This is a genomic window from Acidovorax sp. WCS2018Noco2-16, from assembly GCF_031843945.1.
Lineage (GTDB): Bacteria > Pseudomonadota > Gammaproteobacteria > Burkholderiales > Burkholderiaceae_C > Paracidovorax.
On the sequence record NZ_JAVTJJ010000004.1, the window covers coordinates 258,723 to 275,564 of the forward strand.

General features: G+C 66.2%; 16 protein-coding genes. 9 read left to right on the forward strand and 7 right to left on the reverse strand.

What is annotated here, in order from left to right:
• Window positions 1–9: 9 nt before the first annotated feature.
• Window positions 10–1,161, reverse strand: a complete 1,152-nt coding sequence (locus RQI28_RS12220; protein WP_311222863.1) for a citrate synthase — start codon at window positions 1,159–1,161, stop codon at window positions 10–12.
• Window positions 1,162–1,296: 135 nt separating this feature from the next.
• Between RQI28_RS12220 and RQI28_RS12225 the strand changes: the two genes are divergently transcribed.
• The 6 genes from RQI28_RS12225 to RQI28_RS12250 all read left to right on the forward strand — a co-directional run bounded on the left by RQI28_RS12225 (window position 1,297) and on the right by RQI28_RS12250 (window position 6,726).
• Window positions 1,297–2,250, forward strand: a complete 954-nt coding sequence (locus RQI28_RS12225) for a 2-hydroxyacid dehydrogenase (protein WP_311222864.1) — start codon at window positions 1,297–1,299, stop codon at window positions 2,248–2,250.
• Window positions 2,251–2,330: 80 nt separating this feature from the next.
• Window positions 2,331–3,317 (forward strand): tripartite tricarboxylate transporter substrate binding protein, encoded by a 987-nt coding sequence (locus RQI28_RS12230; RefSeq protein ID WP_311222865.1) that lies wholly within the window; start codon window positions 2,331–2,333, stop codon window positions 3,315–3,317.
• A 31-nt stretch (window positions 3,318–3,348) separates the two neighbouring features.
• A complete protein-coding gene (locus RQI28_RS12235) occupies window positions 3,349–4,095 on the forward strand; it encodes a fumarylacetoacetate hydrolase family protein (protein ID WP_311222866.1) in 747 nt (248 codons plus the stop codon).
• Window positions 4,092–4,856: an SDR family oxidoreductase gene (locus tag RQI28_RS12240; RefSeq protein ID WP_311222867.1), complete on the forward strand. Its 765-nt coding sequence runs from the start codon at window positions 4,092–4,094 to the stop codon at window positions 4,854–4,856. The genes RQI28_RS12235 and RQI28_RS12240 overlap by 4 nt, the downstream gene beginning before the upstream one ends.
• A gap of 108 nt (window positions 4,857–4,964) precedes the next feature.
• Entirely contained in the window at window positions 4,965–5,951 is a 987-nt protein-coding gene (locus RQI28_RS12245) for a tripartite tricarboxylate transporter substrate binding protein (protein ID WP_311222868.1), read from the forward strand.
• A gap of 58 nt (window positions 5,952–6,009) precedes the next feature.
• A complete protein-coding gene (locus RQI28_RS12250) occupies window positions 6,010–6,726 on the forward strand; it encodes a haloacid dehalogenase type II (RefSeq protein ID WP_311222869.1) in 717 nt (238 codons plus the stop codon).
• A gap of 92 nt (window positions 6,727–6,818) precedes the next feature.
• Here the strand turns inward: RQI28_RS12250 and RQI28_RS12255 are convergent, their stop codons facing one another.
• Both RQI28_RS12255 and RQI28_RS12260 read right to left on the reverse strand, forming a co-directional pair.
• Window positions 6,819–7,160: an HPF/RaiA family ribosome-associated protein gene (locus RQI28_RS12255; RefSeq protein WP_311222870.1), complete on the reverse strand. Its 342-nt coding sequence runs from the start codon at window positions 7,158–7,160 to the stop codon at window positions 6,819–6,821.
• 105 nt (window positions 7,161–7,265) lie between these two features.
• Complete coding sequence (locus tag RQI28_RS12260) at window positions 7,266–8,159, reverse strand: LysR substrate-binding domain-containing protein (RefSeq protein ID WP_311222871.1); 894 nt, start codon at window positions 8,157–8,159, stop codon at window positions 7,266–7,268.
• A 109-nt stretch (window positions 8,160–8,268) separates the two neighbouring features.
• Here RQI28_RS12260 and RQI28_RS12265 point away from each other — a divergent pair, with 109 nt between their 5' ends.
• The gene (locus tag RQI28_RS12265; protein ID WP_311222872.1) at window positions 8,269–8,679 is read left to right on the forward strand and encodes a hypothetical protein; all 411 of its coding nucleotides are present in this window, start codon (window positions 8,269–8,271) and stop codon (window positions 8,677–8,679) included.
• A 152-nt stretch (window positions 8,680–8,831) separates the two neighbouring features.
• Here the strand turns inward: RQI28_RS12265 and RQI28_RS12270 are convergent, their stop codons facing one another.
• On the reverse strand, window positions 8,832–10,190 hold the full coding sequence (locus RQI28_RS12270) for a dicarboxylate/amino acid:cation symporter (protein ID WP_311222873.1): 1,359 nt from the start codon (window positions 10,188–10,190) through the stop codon (window positions 8,832–8,834).
• A gap of 232 nt (window positions 10,191–10,422) precedes the next feature.
• On the opposite strand from RQI28_RS12270, the gene RQI28_RS12275 reads away from it, so the two are divergent.
• Window positions 10,423–13,101: a PAS-domain containing protein gene (locus RQI28_RS12275; protein ID WP_311222891.1), complete on the forward strand. Its 2,679-nt coding sequence runs from the start codon at window positions 10,423–10,425 to the stop codon at window positions 13,099–13,101.
• 229 nt (window positions 13,102–13,330) lie between these two features.
• Here RQI28_RS12275 and RQI28_RS12280 read toward each other — a convergent pair whose 3' ends face one another.
• On the reverse strand, window positions 13,331–14,299 hold the full coding sequence (locus RQI28_RS12280) for a bile acid:sodium symporter (RefSeq protein WP_311222874.1): 969 nt from the start codon (window positions 14,297–14,299) through the stop codon (window positions 13,331–13,333).
• Between the two features lie 191 nt (window positions 14,300–14,490).
• Between RQI28_RS12280 and RQI28_RS12285 the strand changes: the two genes are divergently transcribed.
• Window positions 14,491–14,841, forward strand: a complete 351-nt coding sequence (locus RQI28_RS12285) for a metalloregulator ArsR/SmtB family transcription factor (protein WP_311222875.1) — start codon at window positions 14,491–14,493, stop codon at window positions 14,839–14,841.
• A gap of 220 nt (window positions 14,842–15,061) precedes the next feature.
• Here the strand turns inward: RQI28_RS12285 and RQI28_RS12290 are convergent, their stop codons facing one another.
• Both RQI28_RS12290 and urtE read right to left on the reverse strand, forming a co-directional pair.
• Window positions 15,062–15,700, reverse strand: coding sequence for a response regulator transcription factor (locus RQI28_RS12290; protein ID WP_311222876.1), 639 nt, complete (start codon window positions 15,698–15,700; stop codon window positions 15,062–15,064).
• 61 nt (window positions 15,701–15,761) lie between these two features.
• The gene (urtE, locus tag RQI28_RS12295; protein WP_311222877.1) at window positions 15,762–16,466 is read right to left on the reverse strand and encodes an urea ABC transporter ATP-binding subunit UrtE; all 705 of its coding nucleotides are present in this window, start codon (window positions 16,464–16,466) and stop codon (window positions 15,762–15,764) included.
• Between the last annotated feature and the right edge of the window lie 376 nt (window positions 16,467–16,842).

Here is a 16,842-nt window from a genome sequence, read left to right on the forward strand (position 1 = left end):
CAGTTGGCCTTAGGACTTGGCGCCTGGCATGGCCCCTACGTAACGGCCACGGGGTCGTATGACCTGCGCGACCGAGAGCTGCTCCAGGCTGTGCGCCAGCAGCCCCACGCTGCGCGCGGTGGCGATCAGGCCAAAGGCCGCATCGGCAGGCAACCGGCAGTGGGCTACCAGGGCGGCCATGGCCACGTCGATGTTGGGCTGCAGGCCGGTGAGGTCGGTCACCTTGGCAATGAAGCGTGCGATGGCTTCGGGCGGCTCGAACAGCGCCAGCAGGGCCGCAGCGCGCGGGTCGCCATCGGGGTACACGTGGTGGCCGAAGCCAGGCAACGGCATGCCGGTGGAGAGGTAATGCGTCACTACCTCGTCATCGCCTTGCCGTTCCACATCGCCGAACAGCGCCTGCACACGGCCCGACGCATCGCCGTGCATCGGGCCGGACAGCGTGGCCAGCCCCGCGAGCAGGCAGGCCGGCAGCGACGCCCCGGTGGACGCCGCGATGCGCGCCGCGAACGCCGAGCTGGTCAGTTCGTGGTCCACCAGCAGCACCAGGGCCGTGCGCAGCAGTTCGGCCACCGGCGCAGGCTGCTTCCATGCCTGCGCAAAGCGCTGGTGCAGCGGCTGGCGCCCCGGCTGCGCGCCGAAGGCGCTGGCCAGTTGACCGACCAGGCCCTGCGCCTCACCGTGCAGCACGCGCGTGAGCCGCCCGCGCGTGGAATGACCACCGGCCGCCAGCGCGCCCAGCACGGTGAAGGCCGCCTCTCGGCCCGCAGGGGGCGTGCGGTTCTTCGCGGGCGTGGCGAAGTCCACCGGCTGCTCGGCCGCCCACAGCAGTTGGGCCGCCTCTTCCAACGACGCCGACCGTGCCAGGTCGACGGCATCCTGCCCGCGGTAATAAAGCCGCCCGCGAATGAAGGCCGACAGCGCGGTGGGAATGCTGGGCTCGGCACCGAACAGCGTGTTCGCGGCCAGGGTTTCATGTTTGCGGCCCGCCTGCTTGCGCCTAGCCAGCACGGCCACGTCTTCCGCGCGGTAGAGGCTGCGGCGGGGGTCGGCCGGGTCGGGGGTGACCTCCAGCTTGCGGCGGCTGACGTACGCATACACGGTCTGTGGCTGCACGCCCAGTTGGCTGCACACCGCGTCAATCGAAATCCAGGAAGCCATCTTTGCCCTTCTTCACCACCCAAGCGGATGCACCAAGGTATCTTTTATATATTGATTTTATACGTCAAGATTGCATTATTAATCAACCTATTCTTACCATGCGTCAACCTACTTTTCAACGTGACGTATTCGCCCATGAGACCCCGAATCCTCCAGCTCAACCCGATCCTCATTCCGTCGGTGAACGACACCCTCGCAGCGCTCTATGACGTGCACAAGCTGTTCGAGATCACGGAACCCGAGGCGTGGCTCGATACGCACGGCAACAGCATCGAGGCGGTGATCACCGGCGGCCACACCGGCATCACGCGCGCCATGCTGGAGCGTCTGCCGCGCCTGAAGGTGGTGGCGGTAAACGGCGTGGGCACCGACGCAGTGGATCTGGCGTACTGCCGCGAGCGCGGGCTGCCTGTTACCGCCACGCTGGGCGCGCTGACCGAAGACGTGGCCGACCTGGCCATCGGTCTGCTGATTGCAGCCTGCCGCAACATCTGCGCGGGCGACCGCTTCGTGCGCGACGGGCAGTGGGAGCTGCACCCGCAGCCCAGCGCGATTCCGCTGGCGCGCCGGTTCAGCGGCATGCGCGTGGGCATCGTCGGCATGGGCCGCGTGGGCCGCGCGGTGGCGGTGCGTGCGTCGGCCTTCGGCTGCGCGATCAGCTACACCGATTTGCGCGCCATGGACGATGTGCCCCACCGGTTCGTGCCGCAACTGGTCGATCTGGCACAGGGTGCCGACGCACTGGTGCTGTGCGCTGCTGCGGACTCTGCCGAGGGCATCGTCAACGCCGCCGTGCTCGACGCGCTGGGGCCGCGCGGGTTTCTGGTCAACGTCGCGCGGGGTCGCCTGGTCAACGAGGCTGATCTGGCCGCCGCGCTGACGGCCGGCCGCATCGCCGGCGCCGGGCTGGACGTCTTCGTGGACGAGCCCCGCGTTCCGCTGGCGCTGCGCCAGTCCCAGCACACCACGCTGCAGGCGCACCGCGCCAGCGCGACCTGGGAAACGCGCACGGCCATGGCCGAAATGGTGGCGGACAGCGTGGCACAAGCGCTGGCTGGCCAGCGTCCAGCAATGAGCCTCACCACCTGATTCGCAGCCGAGCTCGCCTAGCGTCCCAACCCCGGCACAAGACCGGGGCGCCATCACCCCCGATTCACGGAGACAAAACCATGTTCCATCGACGCACGGCGCTCATCAGCGCCATCGCACTGGTCGCCACCTTCGGCCCGCTGGCCCACGGCCAGGCCGCTGCACAGGCCTACCCGGCACGCCCGGTCACGCTGGTCGTGCCCTTTCCGCCGGGTGGCGGAACCGACACGGGTGCGCGACTGATCGCCGAGCAATTGGGTCGGCGCTGGGGCCAGCCGGTGGTGGTAGAAAACAAGGGCGGCGCTGCGGGGCAGATCGGCGCGGACTACGTCGCCAAGGCCAAGCCCGACGGCTACACCCTGCTGCTGGGCAACATCGGCACGCAGGCGATCAATCCGTCGCTCTACGCCAAGCTGCCGTACGACGCTGACACCGCGTTTGCGCCGGTGTCTCTGGTGGCCGAACTGCCACTGGCGATGATGATCAACCCCTCGCTGCCCGCCAAGACCGCCGCCGAATTCGTCGCCCTGGCCAAGTCCAAACCGGGGTCACTGAGCTACAGCAGCTCGGGGGCCGGTGGCGCGCCGCACCTGGTTGCGGAAATGTTCAAGGACCAGACGGGCACGTTCATCCTGCATGTGCCTTACCGGGGTGGTGGGCCGGCAGTGGCCGATTTGCTGGCGGGCCACGTGCAGCTGTCGTTCATGACGGTGCTGGAAGCGTCCGGGCACATCAAGGCCGGCAAGCTGCGCGCGCTGGCCGTCACCGGAGACAAGCGCGTGGCCGCCCTGCCCGACGTGCCGACGCTGGCCGAAAGCGTGGCCCCGGGTTTCAATGCCATCTCCTGGATCGGGCTGCTGGCGCCTGCCCATGCACCGCCTGAGGTGGTGGAAAAGATCGCCGCCGACCTGCGCGCGATGATGGCCGACGAATCGGTGAAGGCGCGCTTCGCCGCGCTGGGAGGCGTGCCGCGCACCACGTCGCCCAAGGAATTCGCACAGCTGATCCAGGCGGACCGCAGCCGGTCCGCGCAGATCATTCGCGGCAAGAAGATCACCGTCGAGTGATGCGCGCCACCCAGCCGCAACCAATTACGCCATGACGAACCCTGTCTTCCCCCCACCCGCCGCGACTACGCTGGCAATCGCCGGCAGCACGGCGGTCTTCCCGGTCGGCCGGGTGTTCTGCATCGGCCGCAACTACCGCTGGAGCCCGGACGAAGCTGCGCCCAGCGCGCTTCCCGCATGGTTCATGAAACCTGCCAGCGCCGTGGTGCCCGCCGAAGGCATGCTGCCCTATCCGCCCGACACCGTGGACTTCTGCCATGAGATCGAGCTGGTGGTGGCCATTGGCCAAGGCGGGCGCAACTTGGATCCGGCGCTGGTACCTGCCCGGCACATCTGGGGCTACGCCGCAGGCCTGGACCTGACGCGGCGCGACCTGCAGCAGCAAGCCAAGCAGGCCGGCGGCCCGTGGGAGCCCGCCAAGGCCTTCGACCACTCGGCGCCCTGCTCGCCCCTGGTGCCGGCGTCGGTCTGCGGCCACCCGCAGCAGGGCGCACTGTGGCTGGCGGTGAACGGCATCGAACGTCAACGTGCCGACGTGGCCGACCTGCTGTGGCCAGTGGCCGAGCTGGTGGCCATGCTGTCACGCTCGGTCACGCTCGCGCCGGGCGATCTGGTCTTTACCGGCACGCCTGCGGGCGTAGGGCCGCTGCAGCCCGGCGACACCGTGCACGGCGGAGTGACCGGCATTGCCGAAATCCGCATGACGGTAGGCCCCGCGCCAGGAAACCGGCCTGTGCAAGACATTTCCTCTTCCTCACAGACATGGAGCAACGCATGAATACATCCGACTCGTCCCGGATGGCCCTGGTGACCGGCGCCGGCAGCGGCATTGGCCGCGCCGTGGCCCAGGGCCTGCTGGACGACGGCTTCACCGTGGTGCTGGCGGGCCGCAGGCCTGAGCCGCTGCAGTCGCTGGAGGCGGAAGCCGCATCGCTTGGGCAGACCGCTCTGGCCGTGCCCACCGACGTAACCGACCCAGCCAGCGTGCAGGCGCTGTTCGACACCATCGAAGCGCGCTTCGGCCGGCTCGATGTGCTGTTCAACAACGCGGGGGTCAACGCCCCGGCGGTGCCGATGGACGAGCTGCCGCTGGAGAAGTGGTTCAGCGTGCTCAACACCAACGTGACCGGCGTGTTCCTCTGCGCCCGCGCGGCCTTCGGGCTGATGCGTCGCCAGTTGCCGCAGGGCGGGCGGATCATCAACAACGGATCGATCTCGGCCCACACCCCACGCCCCTTCACTGCGCCCTACACCGCCAGCAAGCACGCCGTGTCGGGGCTGACCAAGTCGCTGGCGCTCGATGGCCGGGCCTTCAACATCGTGGCCAGCCAGATCGACATAGGCAACGCGCTGACCGAGCTGTCCGAACGCATGACGCGCGGGGTGCTGCAGGCCAACGGCAGCGTCGCGCCCGAACCCATGATGGACGCGCGACATGTGGCCAACGCCGTGCGCCACATCGCCGCGCTGCCGCTGGAAGCCAACGTACTGAACATGACCGTGATGGCCAGCGCCATGCCCTTCGCCGGGCGCGGCTAACGCCACTCTTCCTTTATTTCTGCCGCTGCGTACGGAGGGCACAAGACCCACCGGCGCTGTGTGGACTGAATACCGATTCCAACGACCCATACCTCAGAGGAGACAACCATGACCAAAGCAACCGCCACTACCACCTTGCTGAAGCTGCTCGCCGTTTCAGCAGTGATCGCTGCCGCTCCGACTCCGGCCTTCGCGCAGGCCTACCCGAGCCGCCCCATCAAGATCATCGTGCCGGCCCCACCCGGTGGGGCCATCGATACCATCGCCCGCGTGATCGGCGACAAGATGGCCCAATCAATGGGGCAGGCTGTGGTGGTGGAGAACAAGCCCGGCGCCTCCAACAACCTGGGAACCGACGTGCTCGCCAAGTCGGTGCCCGACGGCTACACCATCGGCATCGTGGGCGGCAGCCACAACATCAACAAGTTCCTGTTCAAGAACCTGGGCTGGGACCCGGAGAAGAGCTTCGAGCCGATCGTCTACAGCCATGAGGTGCCGCTGGTGTTCGCCGTAGCACCGCAGGTGCCCGCCAAGACCTTGCCCGAATTCATCGCCTGGATGAAAGCCAACCCCGACGCAGCCAAGGTGGCCACATCGGGCCGGGGCAGCGCACAGGAGATGGCCGCCGAAATGTTCCGCATGTCTGCAGGCGTGCCCATGCTGCTGGTGCCTTACAAGGGATCGTCCGCCGCCCACCCCGACCTGCTGGCTGGCCGCACCGCGCTCTACATCGACACGATCAGCGCCATCCAGGCGCAGGTGAAAGCCGGCAACGTGCGCGCCGTGGCGGTTTCTACCGCCAAGCGCGCGGCTTCGCTACCCGACGTGCCGACAGCGGCAGAACAGGGCCTCAAAGGCTACGACGCCAACACCAACGGCGGCTTTCTGGCCCCGGCCGGCACGCCCAAGGCCATCATCGCGAAGCTGAATGCGGAGATCAACGCGGCGATGAAACTGCCAGACGTTCGCACCAAGCTCGAAGCCGCCGGCATCGAGCCGCAAGGTGGCACGCCGCAGGACTATGCCGCGGTCATTCAGTCCGACCTGGCGAAGTGGGGCAAGGTCGTGAAGGAAGCGGGCATTCAGCCGGAGTGAGCCGAGGAGGTGGCAGTGCGATCATGCGGCTGATCCGTCGACAACGAGAGAACGCAGCATGACCACTCCTCTTTTCCCCGACGTGCGGGTACTGGCCTTCGACATCTTCGGCACCGTGGTGGACTGGCACGGCAGCATCGTGCGCGAGGTACAGGCGCTGTACCCGCAGGTGGATGCCGACGCCTTCGCCCTTGCCTGGCGCGAGGGCTACCAGCCCGCCATGCAGTGCGTGCGCAGCGGCGAGCTGGGCTGGACACGCATCGACGAGTTGCACCGCCTGATCCTCGACAGCCTGCTGCCCCGCTTCGGCCTGGCGCACCTCGGCGATGCCGAGCGCCAGCATCTCAACCGCGTGTGGCACCGGCTGGACCCCTGGCCGGACAGCGTGCAAGGGCTGCACCTGCTCAAGCGCCGCCACACCATCACCACGCTCTCCAACGGCAACATCGGCCTGCTGACCAACATGGCCAAACGTGCCGGCCTGCCCTGGGATTGCATCCTGAGCGCCGAGGTGTTCCGCGCCTACAAGCCCGACCCGGCGACCTACCTGGGCGTGGCGCGCACCTTCGATCTGGCGCCGCAGCAGGTCATGATGGTGGCAGCTCACCATGACGACCTGTCGGCAGCGCGAGCATGCGGGTTGCGGACGGCCTATATCGAAAGACCGCTGGAGTTTGGTGCGGGCCATCCCAAAGATGTGTCGCCGCAGGCGGACAACGATGTGCACGCACAGAGCCTGGTGGCGCTGGCGCATCAACTCGAAGCAGGCCGGTAAGAAGCACTCGACATCTGCCGGACATCGAATGAAAAGGCTGCGCGCAATACGCAGCTGTTCGGTGCTGGTGTGGCGCAATGCCACTCAGATCGTCACGACTCGATTGCAGGCAGCTGCCGGCGCGGTCTGCGAGTTGCGCTGCCACGCTGCCATAAACGCAACACATGCCGGGCAGCACGCGCCAAGGCCCCGTCGAGCGCAGTGCGCCAGTCCTTGGCTACCGATGAAACGACCACCGGGCCTGCGCCATCGGTGCGCAGCTCGATCTGGCATCGCTTGTCTATTCCGCCCCTGGGGCCATTCACATCATCCAGCTGGATGTCGGCACGCGGTACCTGCGCGCTCAACCGGCGCAGCACAAAGCGCGCCCGGCGATCGACCAGCTCACGCAGGGCGATGGCTTCGGGATGGCGTGGCGTGAAAAATACTTGCATCAGCAATCTCCTTGGGTTGGAGATCGCACCTTAGTCTGCACGCTTCGGACTAAACAGCAGCTTTTGCCTGACCCTCACATCTACAAAAACTGCTGAATGGCGCCATTAGGAATTTCGCTCCCCGCGTGCGCCGGCCAGCATCTGCCGCACCAATGGGTGGTGCTGCCCGCGCCGCGACCAGATGGCATGCACTTCCTCGCTGATGTCGGGACAGTCGCCCAGCAGGCGGAGGCCCCGCACCAAACCGACGTCCTGCGCGCCCAACTGGCTGACGGGAAAGACACCGAGCCCGCGTGCGGCGAACACCGCGAGCAGCGCGCTGTCTTCAAATTCACCCACGACCTGGGGACGTACGCCAACGTCCTGAAACCAGCTATCCAGCGTGGCTCTCAGCGGGGAGTGAAGCGTTGGCAGCAGCACGGGAAGATCCTGCAACGACTGAGGAAACCGGTCGCGTGCAGCCTTTCTGACCAGCGACGCCGGCCCATACCACTGCAGCGTGGATCGGGCGATGCGTTCACTGGCCAAACGCTGGTTCGGGTTGCGCGGCGCGGCTTGGCCCGCCAGTACCACGTCCAATTGATGCAAGGCCAGTTCAGACAGCAGTTCATCGAACTCGCCCTCGTGGCACACCAGGCGAAGGTGCGGCGTCGCCAGCACAGGTTCGAGCAGCGCATGCGCCGCCAGTTTGGAGATGCCATCGGACAAGCCCACGGACAGCCGCGCGACCTTGGCGCTGGCCGCCTCGCGCACCTCATCGGCAATGCTCTGCCCCAGCTGGAAGATCTCTTCGGCACGCGCATAGGCCGCCTGACCCGCCTCGGTCAATGCCATGCCGCGGCCAGCAGGCTTGAGCAACTGATGACCCAGGGCTTTCTCCAGATCGCGCACCTGGGCGCTGATGGTCTGTATCGCCATCTGCAAGCGGTCTGCCGCGCGGGCAAAGCCGCCTTCCTTGGCAACCATCCAGAAGTAATAGAGATGACGGTAGTTCAGCATGCAGCCTCCACATCGGAAAAACCGAAGCCTAAGTTCGACTGCACCTGGTGTCTATTGGAGGCGACCTTGACCATACTCGGAGCCTGCCATTCTCAAAGGACACGCATCCATGTTTTACGCAATCAGCTGGTTTCTCTCATTCATGCTTCTGGCCCTCTGGTCGTTGACCTGCTGGGGGCTGCACACAGCAACGGTCTGGGCGGTTTCCAGCGCCGGCGTATTGGCGGGCAGCCCGTCAGCGGTAAACGCCATGCTGGTGCCCGAGTGGCTCAGGGGTTGGATACCGCCAGAGCTGGCCCAGGAGTTCGGCGGCATGATCGCCGCCGCAGGCTCCATGGTTCAGGCCGTACTGGCCACCATCCCCGCGCTTGCTGGAGCTGTCTCGGTTGTGGCCTGGGTTATCTGGGCGCTAGGTGCCGTGATTCTTGCCGTGCTGGCCATCGCAGCGCATGTACTGATCGCCGCCATCAAGCGCCGCCAGGTGGCCCCTGGTGCCCGGGCCGTGCCCCTGGCGCGCTAACGCCCAAGGCGCATTGGCGAGGGCCGCCGGGTTGTTGAATCGACGGGACTGGGGTGAGCACCATCACCCCATCCCACAAAATGCCCCCAGCTGCGCGTGCACGCAGCCCACGGCCTATGCAACGGCAGGCCACCTGCCGTTGCACGCCGTAATCAAACGGCCGGTTGACCCGATGGCACCACGGGCAGTTCGACCGCCGCGGGCGAGACGGCTGGCAGAGGATGGCCGTTGAGGGCCGCTTCCAGGCGGTCGTGGTCCAGGGCGTTTTCCCAGCGCGACACCACCACGGTAGCGACAGCGTTGCCGATGAAGTTGGTGAGCGAACGGCATTCGGACATGAAGCGGTCCACGCCCAGGATCAGCGCCATGCCGGCCACGGGCACTTCAGGTACCACGGCCAGGGTGGCGGCCAGGGTGATGAAGCCAGCTCCGGTCACGCCGGCCGCGCCCTTGGACGACAGCATGGCGACCAGCAGCAGCGCCACCTGGTGGCCCAGCGTCAGGTGCGTGTCGGTGGCCTGGGCAATGAACAGCGCGGCCAGCGTCATATAGATGTTGGTGCCGTCCAGGTTGAAGGAGTAGCCCGTGGGCACCACCAGGCCGACCACCGACTTCTTGCAGCCGGCGCGTTCCATCTTTTCCATCAGCGACGGCAGGGCCGACTCGGACGACGAGGTGCCCAGCACCAGCAGCAGTTCGGCCTTCAGGTACTTGATCAGCTTGAACACCGAGAACCCGCAGGCACGGGCCACTGCGCCCAGGATGATGAACACGAACAGCAGCGAGGTGATGTAGAACGTGGCCACCAATTCGGCCAGGTTGAGCAGCGAGCCCAGCCCGAACTTGCCGATCGTGAAGGCCATGGCGCCAAACGCACCGATGGGCGCGGCCTTCATGACGATGTTGACCACCTTGAACACGGGCACCGTCAACGATTCAAGAAAAGCCTGCACCGGCTTGCCGGCATTGCCCGACAGGGCCAGCGCGACGCCGAACAGCACGGCCACCAGCAGCACCTGCAGGATGTTGTCGCCCACGAAGGGGCTGACCAGCGTCTTGGGAATGATGTCCATGACGAAGCCGGTGAGCGTCATGTCATGCGACCTGGCCACGTAGGAGCTGACTTCCTTCTGGTCCAGGTCGGCCGGGTTGATGTGCATGCCGGCGCCGGGCTGCATCACGTTGGCAACGATCAGGCCGACCACCAGGGCCAGGGTGGAGAAGGTCAGGAAGTACGCCATGGCCTTGCCGAATACGCGGCCCACGCTGCTCAGCTGCGTCATGCCCGCGATGCCGGTGACGATGGTCAGGAAGATCACCGGCGCGATGATCATCTTGATGAGCTTGATGAAAGCGTCGCCCAGCGGCTTGAGCGCTGCGCCATAGGCGGGCTCGAAGTGGCCCAGCAACACGCCGAGGATGATGGCGAGCACCACCTGGAAATACAGTTGGCGGTAGAAAGGCAACGGCACCTGTGGATGGTGGGCGTCTGCGGCGGGGATGGCATGCATGGGCGGTCTCCAGAATTTGGGGCGGCGGCACCATTGGGGGTGCTTCCAAGGGTGCCGGTTGTACTGCCGGGCGCCGTAGCAGCCGATAGCCTATTGGTATTAAGCGAAGCGGCTCTCCTATGGACGCAGCGCACCGACATAGGGAAAGCCCTAACCCCCTGCCACGATGACACGCCCGTCCGCCCTCGTCCATGGCGGTCGGCACGTCCCGGGGGACAATCGCGCCGTGCGCATGCTCTCTTCCTACCGCCGGATCTTCTGGACACTGCTGGCCCTCTTCGGCGGCATGGCCGCGAGCATGTTCGTGGCAGGCCAGTTGGCCTGGCAGCGTTCGCTGAGCGAAGAAAGCGACACCGTGCAGCGCCAGTTGGCGCTCTACGGCCAGACGCTGGGGCAGCGCATCGACCGCTACCGCACCCTGCCCGAAGTGCTGGCGCTGGACGATCAGCTGCAGGGCGCCCTCACCCGCCCGCTCGCCCCGAGCGAAGTCGAACGGCTCAACCGCAAACTGGAGCAGGCCAACGGCGCCAGCCAATCCTCCACGCTGACCTTGATCAACCGCCAGGGCTTGGCTGTCGCAGCGAGCAACTGGCAGACAACCACCAGCAACGTCGGGGTGGACTACAGCTTTCGCCCTTACGTGCAGCAGGCGCTGGCGCAGGGCAGCGGCAGCTTCTACGGCATTGGCGTGACCACGGGCGAGCCGGGCTACTTCCTGTCGCAGGCCATCCGCGACGAGCAGGGCCGAACGCTGGGGCTGGTGGCCATCAAGATCGCGCTGAAAGAGCTGGAGCGCGAGTGGCTGCAGACACCAGACGTGGTGCTGGCCTCTGACGCGCATGGCGTCGTGTTCCTCGCCAGCCAGGACGCCTGGCGCTACCGCCTGTTGCAGCCGCTTTCCGAGGCTGCGCGCCGCGAGTTGAGTGCTACGCGCCAATACGCCAACCAGCCGCTGCGCCCCCTGGAGTACCGCGTGGCGGGCCGGCTGGACGATGGCGGGCGCCTGGTCACCATGCAGGCGCCCGCCCTGCCCGACCGCGTGCTGTGGCATTCGCAGCCGCTGGAGGGCACATCGTGGCGACTGCACCTGGTGCACGAGACGCACAACAGCGTGGCCGCCAGCCGCTGGGCCGCTGCAGCCGGCGCGGGCGGTTGGCTGGCCATGGGCCTGCTGGTGCTGTTCATCCGGCAGCGCCAGCGGCTGGCCAGGCTGCGCCAGCGCAGCCGGCAAGAGCTGGAAACCGTGCTGCAGCAACATGCCCAGGAGCTGCGCACCGCCCAGGACGGCATCGTGCAGGCGGCCCAGCAGGCTGCGCAGCGGACCGACATGGGCCTGTCACGCAGCCTGGAGCATTTGCCGCAGGGCGTGGTGATCATCAACGCACAGCTCAAGCTGGCGGCCTGGAACTCACGCTACGTCGAGCTGTTCCGCTACCCCGCCGACCTGATGCGCGTGGGCCAGCCCATAGAGGCGCTGCTGCGCCACAACGCGCGCCGTGGCCTGCTGGGGCCTGGGCCGGTGGACGAGGCCATCGAGCGCCGGCTGGAGCACCTGCGCAGCGGCACGCCGCACCTGCACGAAAGCGCCAAGGACGACGGCACGGTGCTGGAGATTCGCGGCAACCCGCTGCCCGAGGGCGGCTTCGTCACCAGCTACGCCGACATCACCAGCTACAAGAACGCGGCGCGAGAGCTGCGCTCCCTGGCCGATGCGCTGGAGCAGCGCGTGGCCGACCGCACGCGGGACCTGGACGCCGCCCGGCAAGAAGCCGAGCGCGCCAACCGATCCAAGAGCCGCTTCGTCGCCGCCGCAGTGCACGACCTGCTGCAGCCGCTGAACGCCGCGCGCATGTTCACTTCGCTGTTGCGCAGCCATCTGCAGGGCGACGCCAGCCGGCATACGGCAACGAGCATCGACAGCATCGACGGAGCGCTAGCCGCGCAGGACGCCATCCTCAACAGCCTGCTGGATATCGCCCGCATGGAATCGGGCCAGCTGGAAGTGCGCATCCGCGACGTCGCGCTGGGCCCGCTCTTGCAGGTGCTGGGCCACAACTTCGGCGTGCTGGCCGACAGCCGGGGGCTGAAGTTGGCATGCGTTGCCACGCGCGCGGTGGTGCGCACCGACGAGAACCTGCTGCGCCGCATCTTGCAGAACTTCGTCTCCAACGCCATCCGCTACAGCCGGCGCGGCCGCATCGTCGTGGGCTGCCGCCGTGATGGCGGCCACGTGCGCATCGAGGTGCACGACCAGGGCCCGGGCATACCCGAGGCCCTTCAGCGTGAGATCTTCGAAGAATTCCGCCGGCTGGACGAAGGCCACGCCGACGACCGCGGCGCCGGGCTGGGCCTGGCCATCGTCGAGCGCCTGGGCCGGCTGCTGGGCCACGAAATTGGCCTGCACTCCACCCTGGGGCGCGGCAGCGTGTTCTGGGTGCGCGTGCCGCTGGGCGACCCAGCCGCCGTGCTGCAGACAGCCCCTGCACCCACGTCGCCCCAGCAGGTGGAGGACGCCCCGCTGCAGGGCCACAGCGCCTGGGTGATCGAAGACGACGGGCCGACCTGCGCCGCCACGCAAGCGCTGCTGCAGCGCTGGGGCTGCCAGGTGCCTCTGGCCGGTGGTGCGCAGGATGCACTCTCCAAGGCACAACCAGGCCAGGCGCCGCAACTGGTGCTGCTGGACGTGCACCTGGGCGGCAGCCACCATGGGCCAGACGTTTACACCGAGCTGTGCCGGCGCTGGGGCCAGACCCCCGCCGTGATCCTGGTGACCGCCGAGCGCGACGCGACCCTGCGCCGGCAGGCCGCCGAACGCGGCTGGGGCTTTCTGGCCAAGCCGGTGAGGGCGCCGGCATTGCGCGCGCTGATGAGTCAGACGCTGCTGCGGCTGCAAGAAACCCAGCAGCGTTAGCTATAAAATACATAGCATTAAGCGCTTATAAATAAAGCGCTAGAGGCCATTTTTTCTATGAAATCTCATGGAATGGCGTGGAATTCCCCAAGGGCTGGCGAACGCCCGGTAACGCCTGGAGAACAAGCACGATGTGCACCGAAGACGGCGATCTGCCGGGTACGCAGACGGTTTTTCTGGGTGCGAAGCATTCGCCCTGCCTGCTGTCACCACGGTGCGCACTCACTCTTTAATCGGCACCACTACCGCTGCCCAACCTCGGCATCACACGGATGTAGATCAAAGAGCTGACGAGTTCGACCATGGTCTGCGCAACGATGATGGCGGGCAGCAGCGGTATGGCGCCCGGGACCGTCATGGCAAGCGGCAGCACCACCAAAGAGTTGCGGGTGGCAGCGCTGAATGCCACGGCTCGCCCTGCCGGAGCCTCCAGGCGAAATGCTTGCGCGATCATCCACCCCACCAGTGGCGCAATCAGAGCGAAAGCGAGATAGATGGGAATGACCAGAAGCATAGTGCTTCTGGCCGCGCCCAACTGCGGCAGCATGGCCGCTGCCACCACGAAAAGCACGACCGCCGTTGCTGGCACGGGAAGAATCCCCAACAGTGCAGAAGTGCGAGTGCCAGCGGTGCTGCGGCCAGCCCAGGCTTGTACCAGCGCCGCAAGGCCCAGCGGCACAACGATGAGCCAAAAAAATGCCTCGGCAAACGGCCCCCACTGCACAAAACTGGCGGCGGCGTCACCAATAAACAGCCGAAGGTACGCTGGCAGCAACAACATCTGCAGCACAAGCAGGGCAGGCGTTGCGGCCAATAGCAGCTTTGCGTCGGAGCGGCCCAGATGCGAGAACGTCACCACGTAGTCTATGCAGGGCGTTAACAGAACGAACAGCACCCCCAGCCGTATCAACGGTTCTTCCGGCAGGAACTGAATCAACCCCGCAACCGCCAGCGGAATCGCCACGAAATTCGTGCACAGCAGCGCTGCTAAAAAACGCATCCGCGTGAATGCGCGGCCCAACTCGACCATGGGCACCTGCAGAAAGGTGACGAACAGCATGAACGCCAGCGCAGGGTTGATGGCAGCTTCCAGTCTGCCTGCCGCCGGGAGGGCTGCGGCGCACACTGCAGCGGTGCAGATCGCGGCAAAGTAGATGAAGACCTGGCGGGCCTCCAGACGCTCTCGAAGTTCAGTCATGATAGGTACAGAGTAGTGCGCAATGCCGTGACGGCGACGAAGTCAGGTTAGCCATACCGGCTCTCACCGCAATGGCTGGCAGCAGTCTACCAATCATCTCAACAGTCGTTGAGATATTAGGCAAAAATTGCCGTGGTCTTCCAACCCGGCACCGGGATTGCGTGACACTTGCGCCAAAGGTGGCATTGATGATGAATGAACAGGACGCCGTAGCAGGGTTTGCGGCTATTTCACAGGAAACACGGCTTCGCATAGTGCGCATGCTGGTGGTTGCCGGGATCGACGGACTGGCGGCAGGCGCCATAGGAGAGCAACTGGGCGGCGCTTCGTCTTCACGCGTGTCATTCCATCTGGCTCACTTGGAGAAGGCAGGACTCTTGCAGAGCCGCAGAGAAGGCCGATCCATCATTTACAGCGCAAGGTTCTCGGCGCTATCAGACCTTGTCGCGTTCCTCATGCATGACTGCTGCCAGGGCCACTGCAAGTACTGCGACCGGGCCATATCGCTGTTTGCCAAGTGCGAGGGAAGGCCCAGCGAATAGCGGCTCACGGATATGGCGCCCCACGGCCGACTGATGTGACCCAGCCAGCATGTGACCCGCCGCTGTTGCACCCATCTCGACTGTTAAACAGTTCTGCGCGATCCAACCCGCCGTCGCGCTCGAACGCTGGATCACAAGCTCGGCGACCTAGCGGGCAGGTCTGACGGACTTTGCCTTTTGCTGACAGCACGCAATGGCTGCCAACCAGAGTCGCTCCCACTCAAGACGTGGTGTCGGTGTCCAGGCTCTTCACCAGCACCGCCGCCTGGGTGCGGCTGTAGCACTCCAGCTTCTTGAGGATCGCGGTCACGTGCACCTTCACGGTGTTTTCGGCCAGGCCCAGTTCATGGGCGATCTGCTTGTTGAGCAGGCCGTCGGCCAGGCACAGCAGCACGCGGAACTGCTGCGGCGTGAGTTGGGCCAGCCGCGCGGCCAGTTGCGCATCCGCCTCGGAGCGTTCTTCCGCCATGGGCGGGAACCAGCTGCCGCCGTCCAGCACGGCAACGATGGCGTCGCCCATCGCCTCGGCCGGGGCCGACTTCGGGATGAACCCCGCAGCGCCAAACTGCTGCGCGCGGCGGATCACGCGCGGATGGTCGTTGGACGAGATCACCACCACCGGCAGCTGCGGGTATTCACCGCGCACATGCAGCAGGGCCGAAAACCCGCGCGTGCCCGGCATGCTCAGGTCCAGCAGCACCAATTCGACCTCCGGGTGTTCCTGCAGCGCCGTGCCCAGCGTGGCCGCGCTGGCCGCTTCCAGCGTGCGCAGGTGCGGCAGGCGCTGGTGCAGCACGTGCAGCACGGCGGCACGGAACAGGGGATGGTCATCTGCGACCAGCAGCGTGGGCTCGGACATAGCGCGCAGTCTGCCACGGCCGCCGCGCCGCGACTGGCGAGGCTCCTGCCGAAGGGCTGCCTCAGATCGCCACGAGTCGCTGGATGCCCTTGTCTTTCATCTCGCTGCCCGGCCCGCGCGCGATGACCTCGCCGCGCTCCATCACCAGGTATTCGTCGGCCAGCTCTTCGGCAAAGTCGTAGTACTGCTCGCACAGCAGCACCGCCACCGGGTGGCCGTCCAGCCCCTCGTCGGCCAGTTGGCGGATGACGCGGCCGATGTCTTTAATGATGCTGGGCTGAATGCCTTCGGTGGGCTCGTCCAGGATTAGTAGGCTGGGGCTGGGCGCGAGGGCGCGGGCGATGGCGAGCTGCTGCTGCTGGCCGCCAGAGAGGTCGCCGCCGCGGCGGCCGAGCATCTGCTTGAGCACGGGGAACAGGGTGTAGAGATGCTCTGGCACCGGTGTGGATGCGCTTTTGTAGGCCAGGCCCATGCGCAGGTTCTCTTCCACCGTCAGGCGGCCGAAGATTTCGCGGCCCTGCGGGACGAAGCCGATGCCGGCGCGGGCGCGCTCGTACGGGGTCTTGCTCTGGATGGGCTGGCCTTGCCAGGTGATGGTGCCGCTCTTGATAGGCACCAGGCCCATCAGGCTCTTGAGCAGCGTGGTCTTGCCTACGCCGTTGCGGCCGAGCAGCACGGTGACTTGGCCGGGGGCGGCGGTGAGGCTCACGTCGCGGAGGATGTGGGAGCCGCCGTAGTACTGGTTGATGTTTTGGACGGTGAGCATGGGTTTATGGTGTTTTTGGCTTCTAGCGCTTGTGTAGCAAGCGCTGTTAGCTATCTTTTTGATAATTTTTGTGAGATTGCTTCCCGGGGCCGGGTGATGCGCCCGGCGGCGCACTCACTTTCTTTCGCTTCGCCGAAAGAAAGTAAGCAAAGAAAGGGCGACCCTGCTGTCTGCGTCCCCTTCGCTGCGCTGCGGGGCAACCTGCGGTGCTCGCGGGCGGGGTGTGCCGCAGAACTCACTGCGCGCTGCGCGCTCCGTTCAAACAGCTGCGGCAAGCCAGACAACGAAGCCTGTGTGTCCTTCGGCACACAGGCCACCCCGCCCGCTGCGCTCCTCGGCGCATACAGAAGGGAGTTGAACAGCCAACAGCCCACAC

What these genes read in the sequence shown, in the direction of transcription:
- RQI28_RS12220 (WP_311222863.1), bottom strand. Translation starts at nt 1,161, where the DNA reads ATGGCTTCCTGGATTTCGATTGACGCGGTGTGCAGCCAACTGGGCGTG.
- RQI28_RS12225 (WP_311222864.1), top strand. Translation starts at nt 1,297, where the DNA reads ATGAGACCCCGAATCCTCCAGCTCAACCCGATCCTCATTCCGTCGGTG.
- RQI28_RS12230 (WP_311222865.1), top strand. Translation starts at nt 2,331, where the DNA reads ATGTTCCATCGACGCACGGCGCTCATCAGCGCCATCGCACTGGTCGCC.
- RQI28_RS12235 (WP_311222866.1), top strand. Translation starts at nt 3,349, where the DNA reads ATGACGAACCCTGTCTTCCCCCCACCCGCCGCGACTACGCTGGCAATC.
- RQI28_RS12240 (WP_311222867.1), top strand. Translation starts at nt 4,092, where the DNA reads ATGAATACATCCGACTCGTCCCGGATGGCCCTGGTGACCGGCGCCGGC.
- RQI28_RS12245 (WP_311222868.1), top strand. Translation starts at nt 4,965, where the DNA reads ATGACCAAAGCAACCGCCACTACCACCTTGCTGAAGCTGCTCGCCGTT.
- RQI28_RS12250 (WP_311222869.1), top strand. Translation starts at nt 6,010, where the DNA reads ATGACCACTCCTCTTTTCCCCGACGTGCGGGTACTGGCCTTCGACATC.
- RQI28_RS12255 (WP_311222870.1), bottom strand. Translation starts at nt 7,160, where the DNA reads ATGCAAGTATTTTTCACGCCACGCCATCCCGAAGCCATCGCCCTGCGT.
- RQI28_RS12260 (WP_311222871.1), bottom strand. Translation starts at nt 8,159, where the DNA reads ATGCTGAACTACCGTCATCTCTATTACTTCTGGATGGTTGCCAAGGAA.
- RQI28_RS12265 (WP_311222872.1), top strand. Translation starts at nt 8,269, where the DNA reads ATGTTTTACGCAATCAGCTGGTTTCTCTCATTCATGCTTCTGGCCCTC.
- RQI28_RS12270 (WP_311222873.1), bottom strand. Translation starts at nt 10,190, where the DNA reads ATGCATGCCATCCCCGCCGCAGACGCCCACCATCCACAGGTGCCGTTG.
- RQI28_RS12275 (WP_311222891.1), top strand. Translation starts at nt 10,423, where the DNA reads ATGCTCTCTTCCTACCGCCGGATCTTCTGGACACTGCTGGCCCTCTTC.
- RQI28_RS12280 (WP_311222874.1), bottom strand. Translation starts at nt 14,299, where the DNA reads ATGACTGAACTTCGAGAGCGTCTGGAGGCCCGCCAGGTCTTCATCTAC.
- RQI28_RS12285 (WP_311222875.1), top strand. Translation starts at nt 14,491, where the DNA reads ATGAATGAACAGGACGCCGTAGCAGGGTTTGCGGCTATTTCACAGGAA.
- RQI28_RS12290 (WP_311222876.1), bottom strand. Translation starts at nt 15,700, where the DNA reads ATGTCCGAGCCCACGCTGCTGGTCGCAGATGACCATCCCCTGTTCCGT.
- urtE (WP_311222877.1), bottom strand. Translation starts at nt 16,466, where the DNA reads ATGCTCACCGTCCAAAACATCAACCAGTACTACGGCGGCTCCCACATC.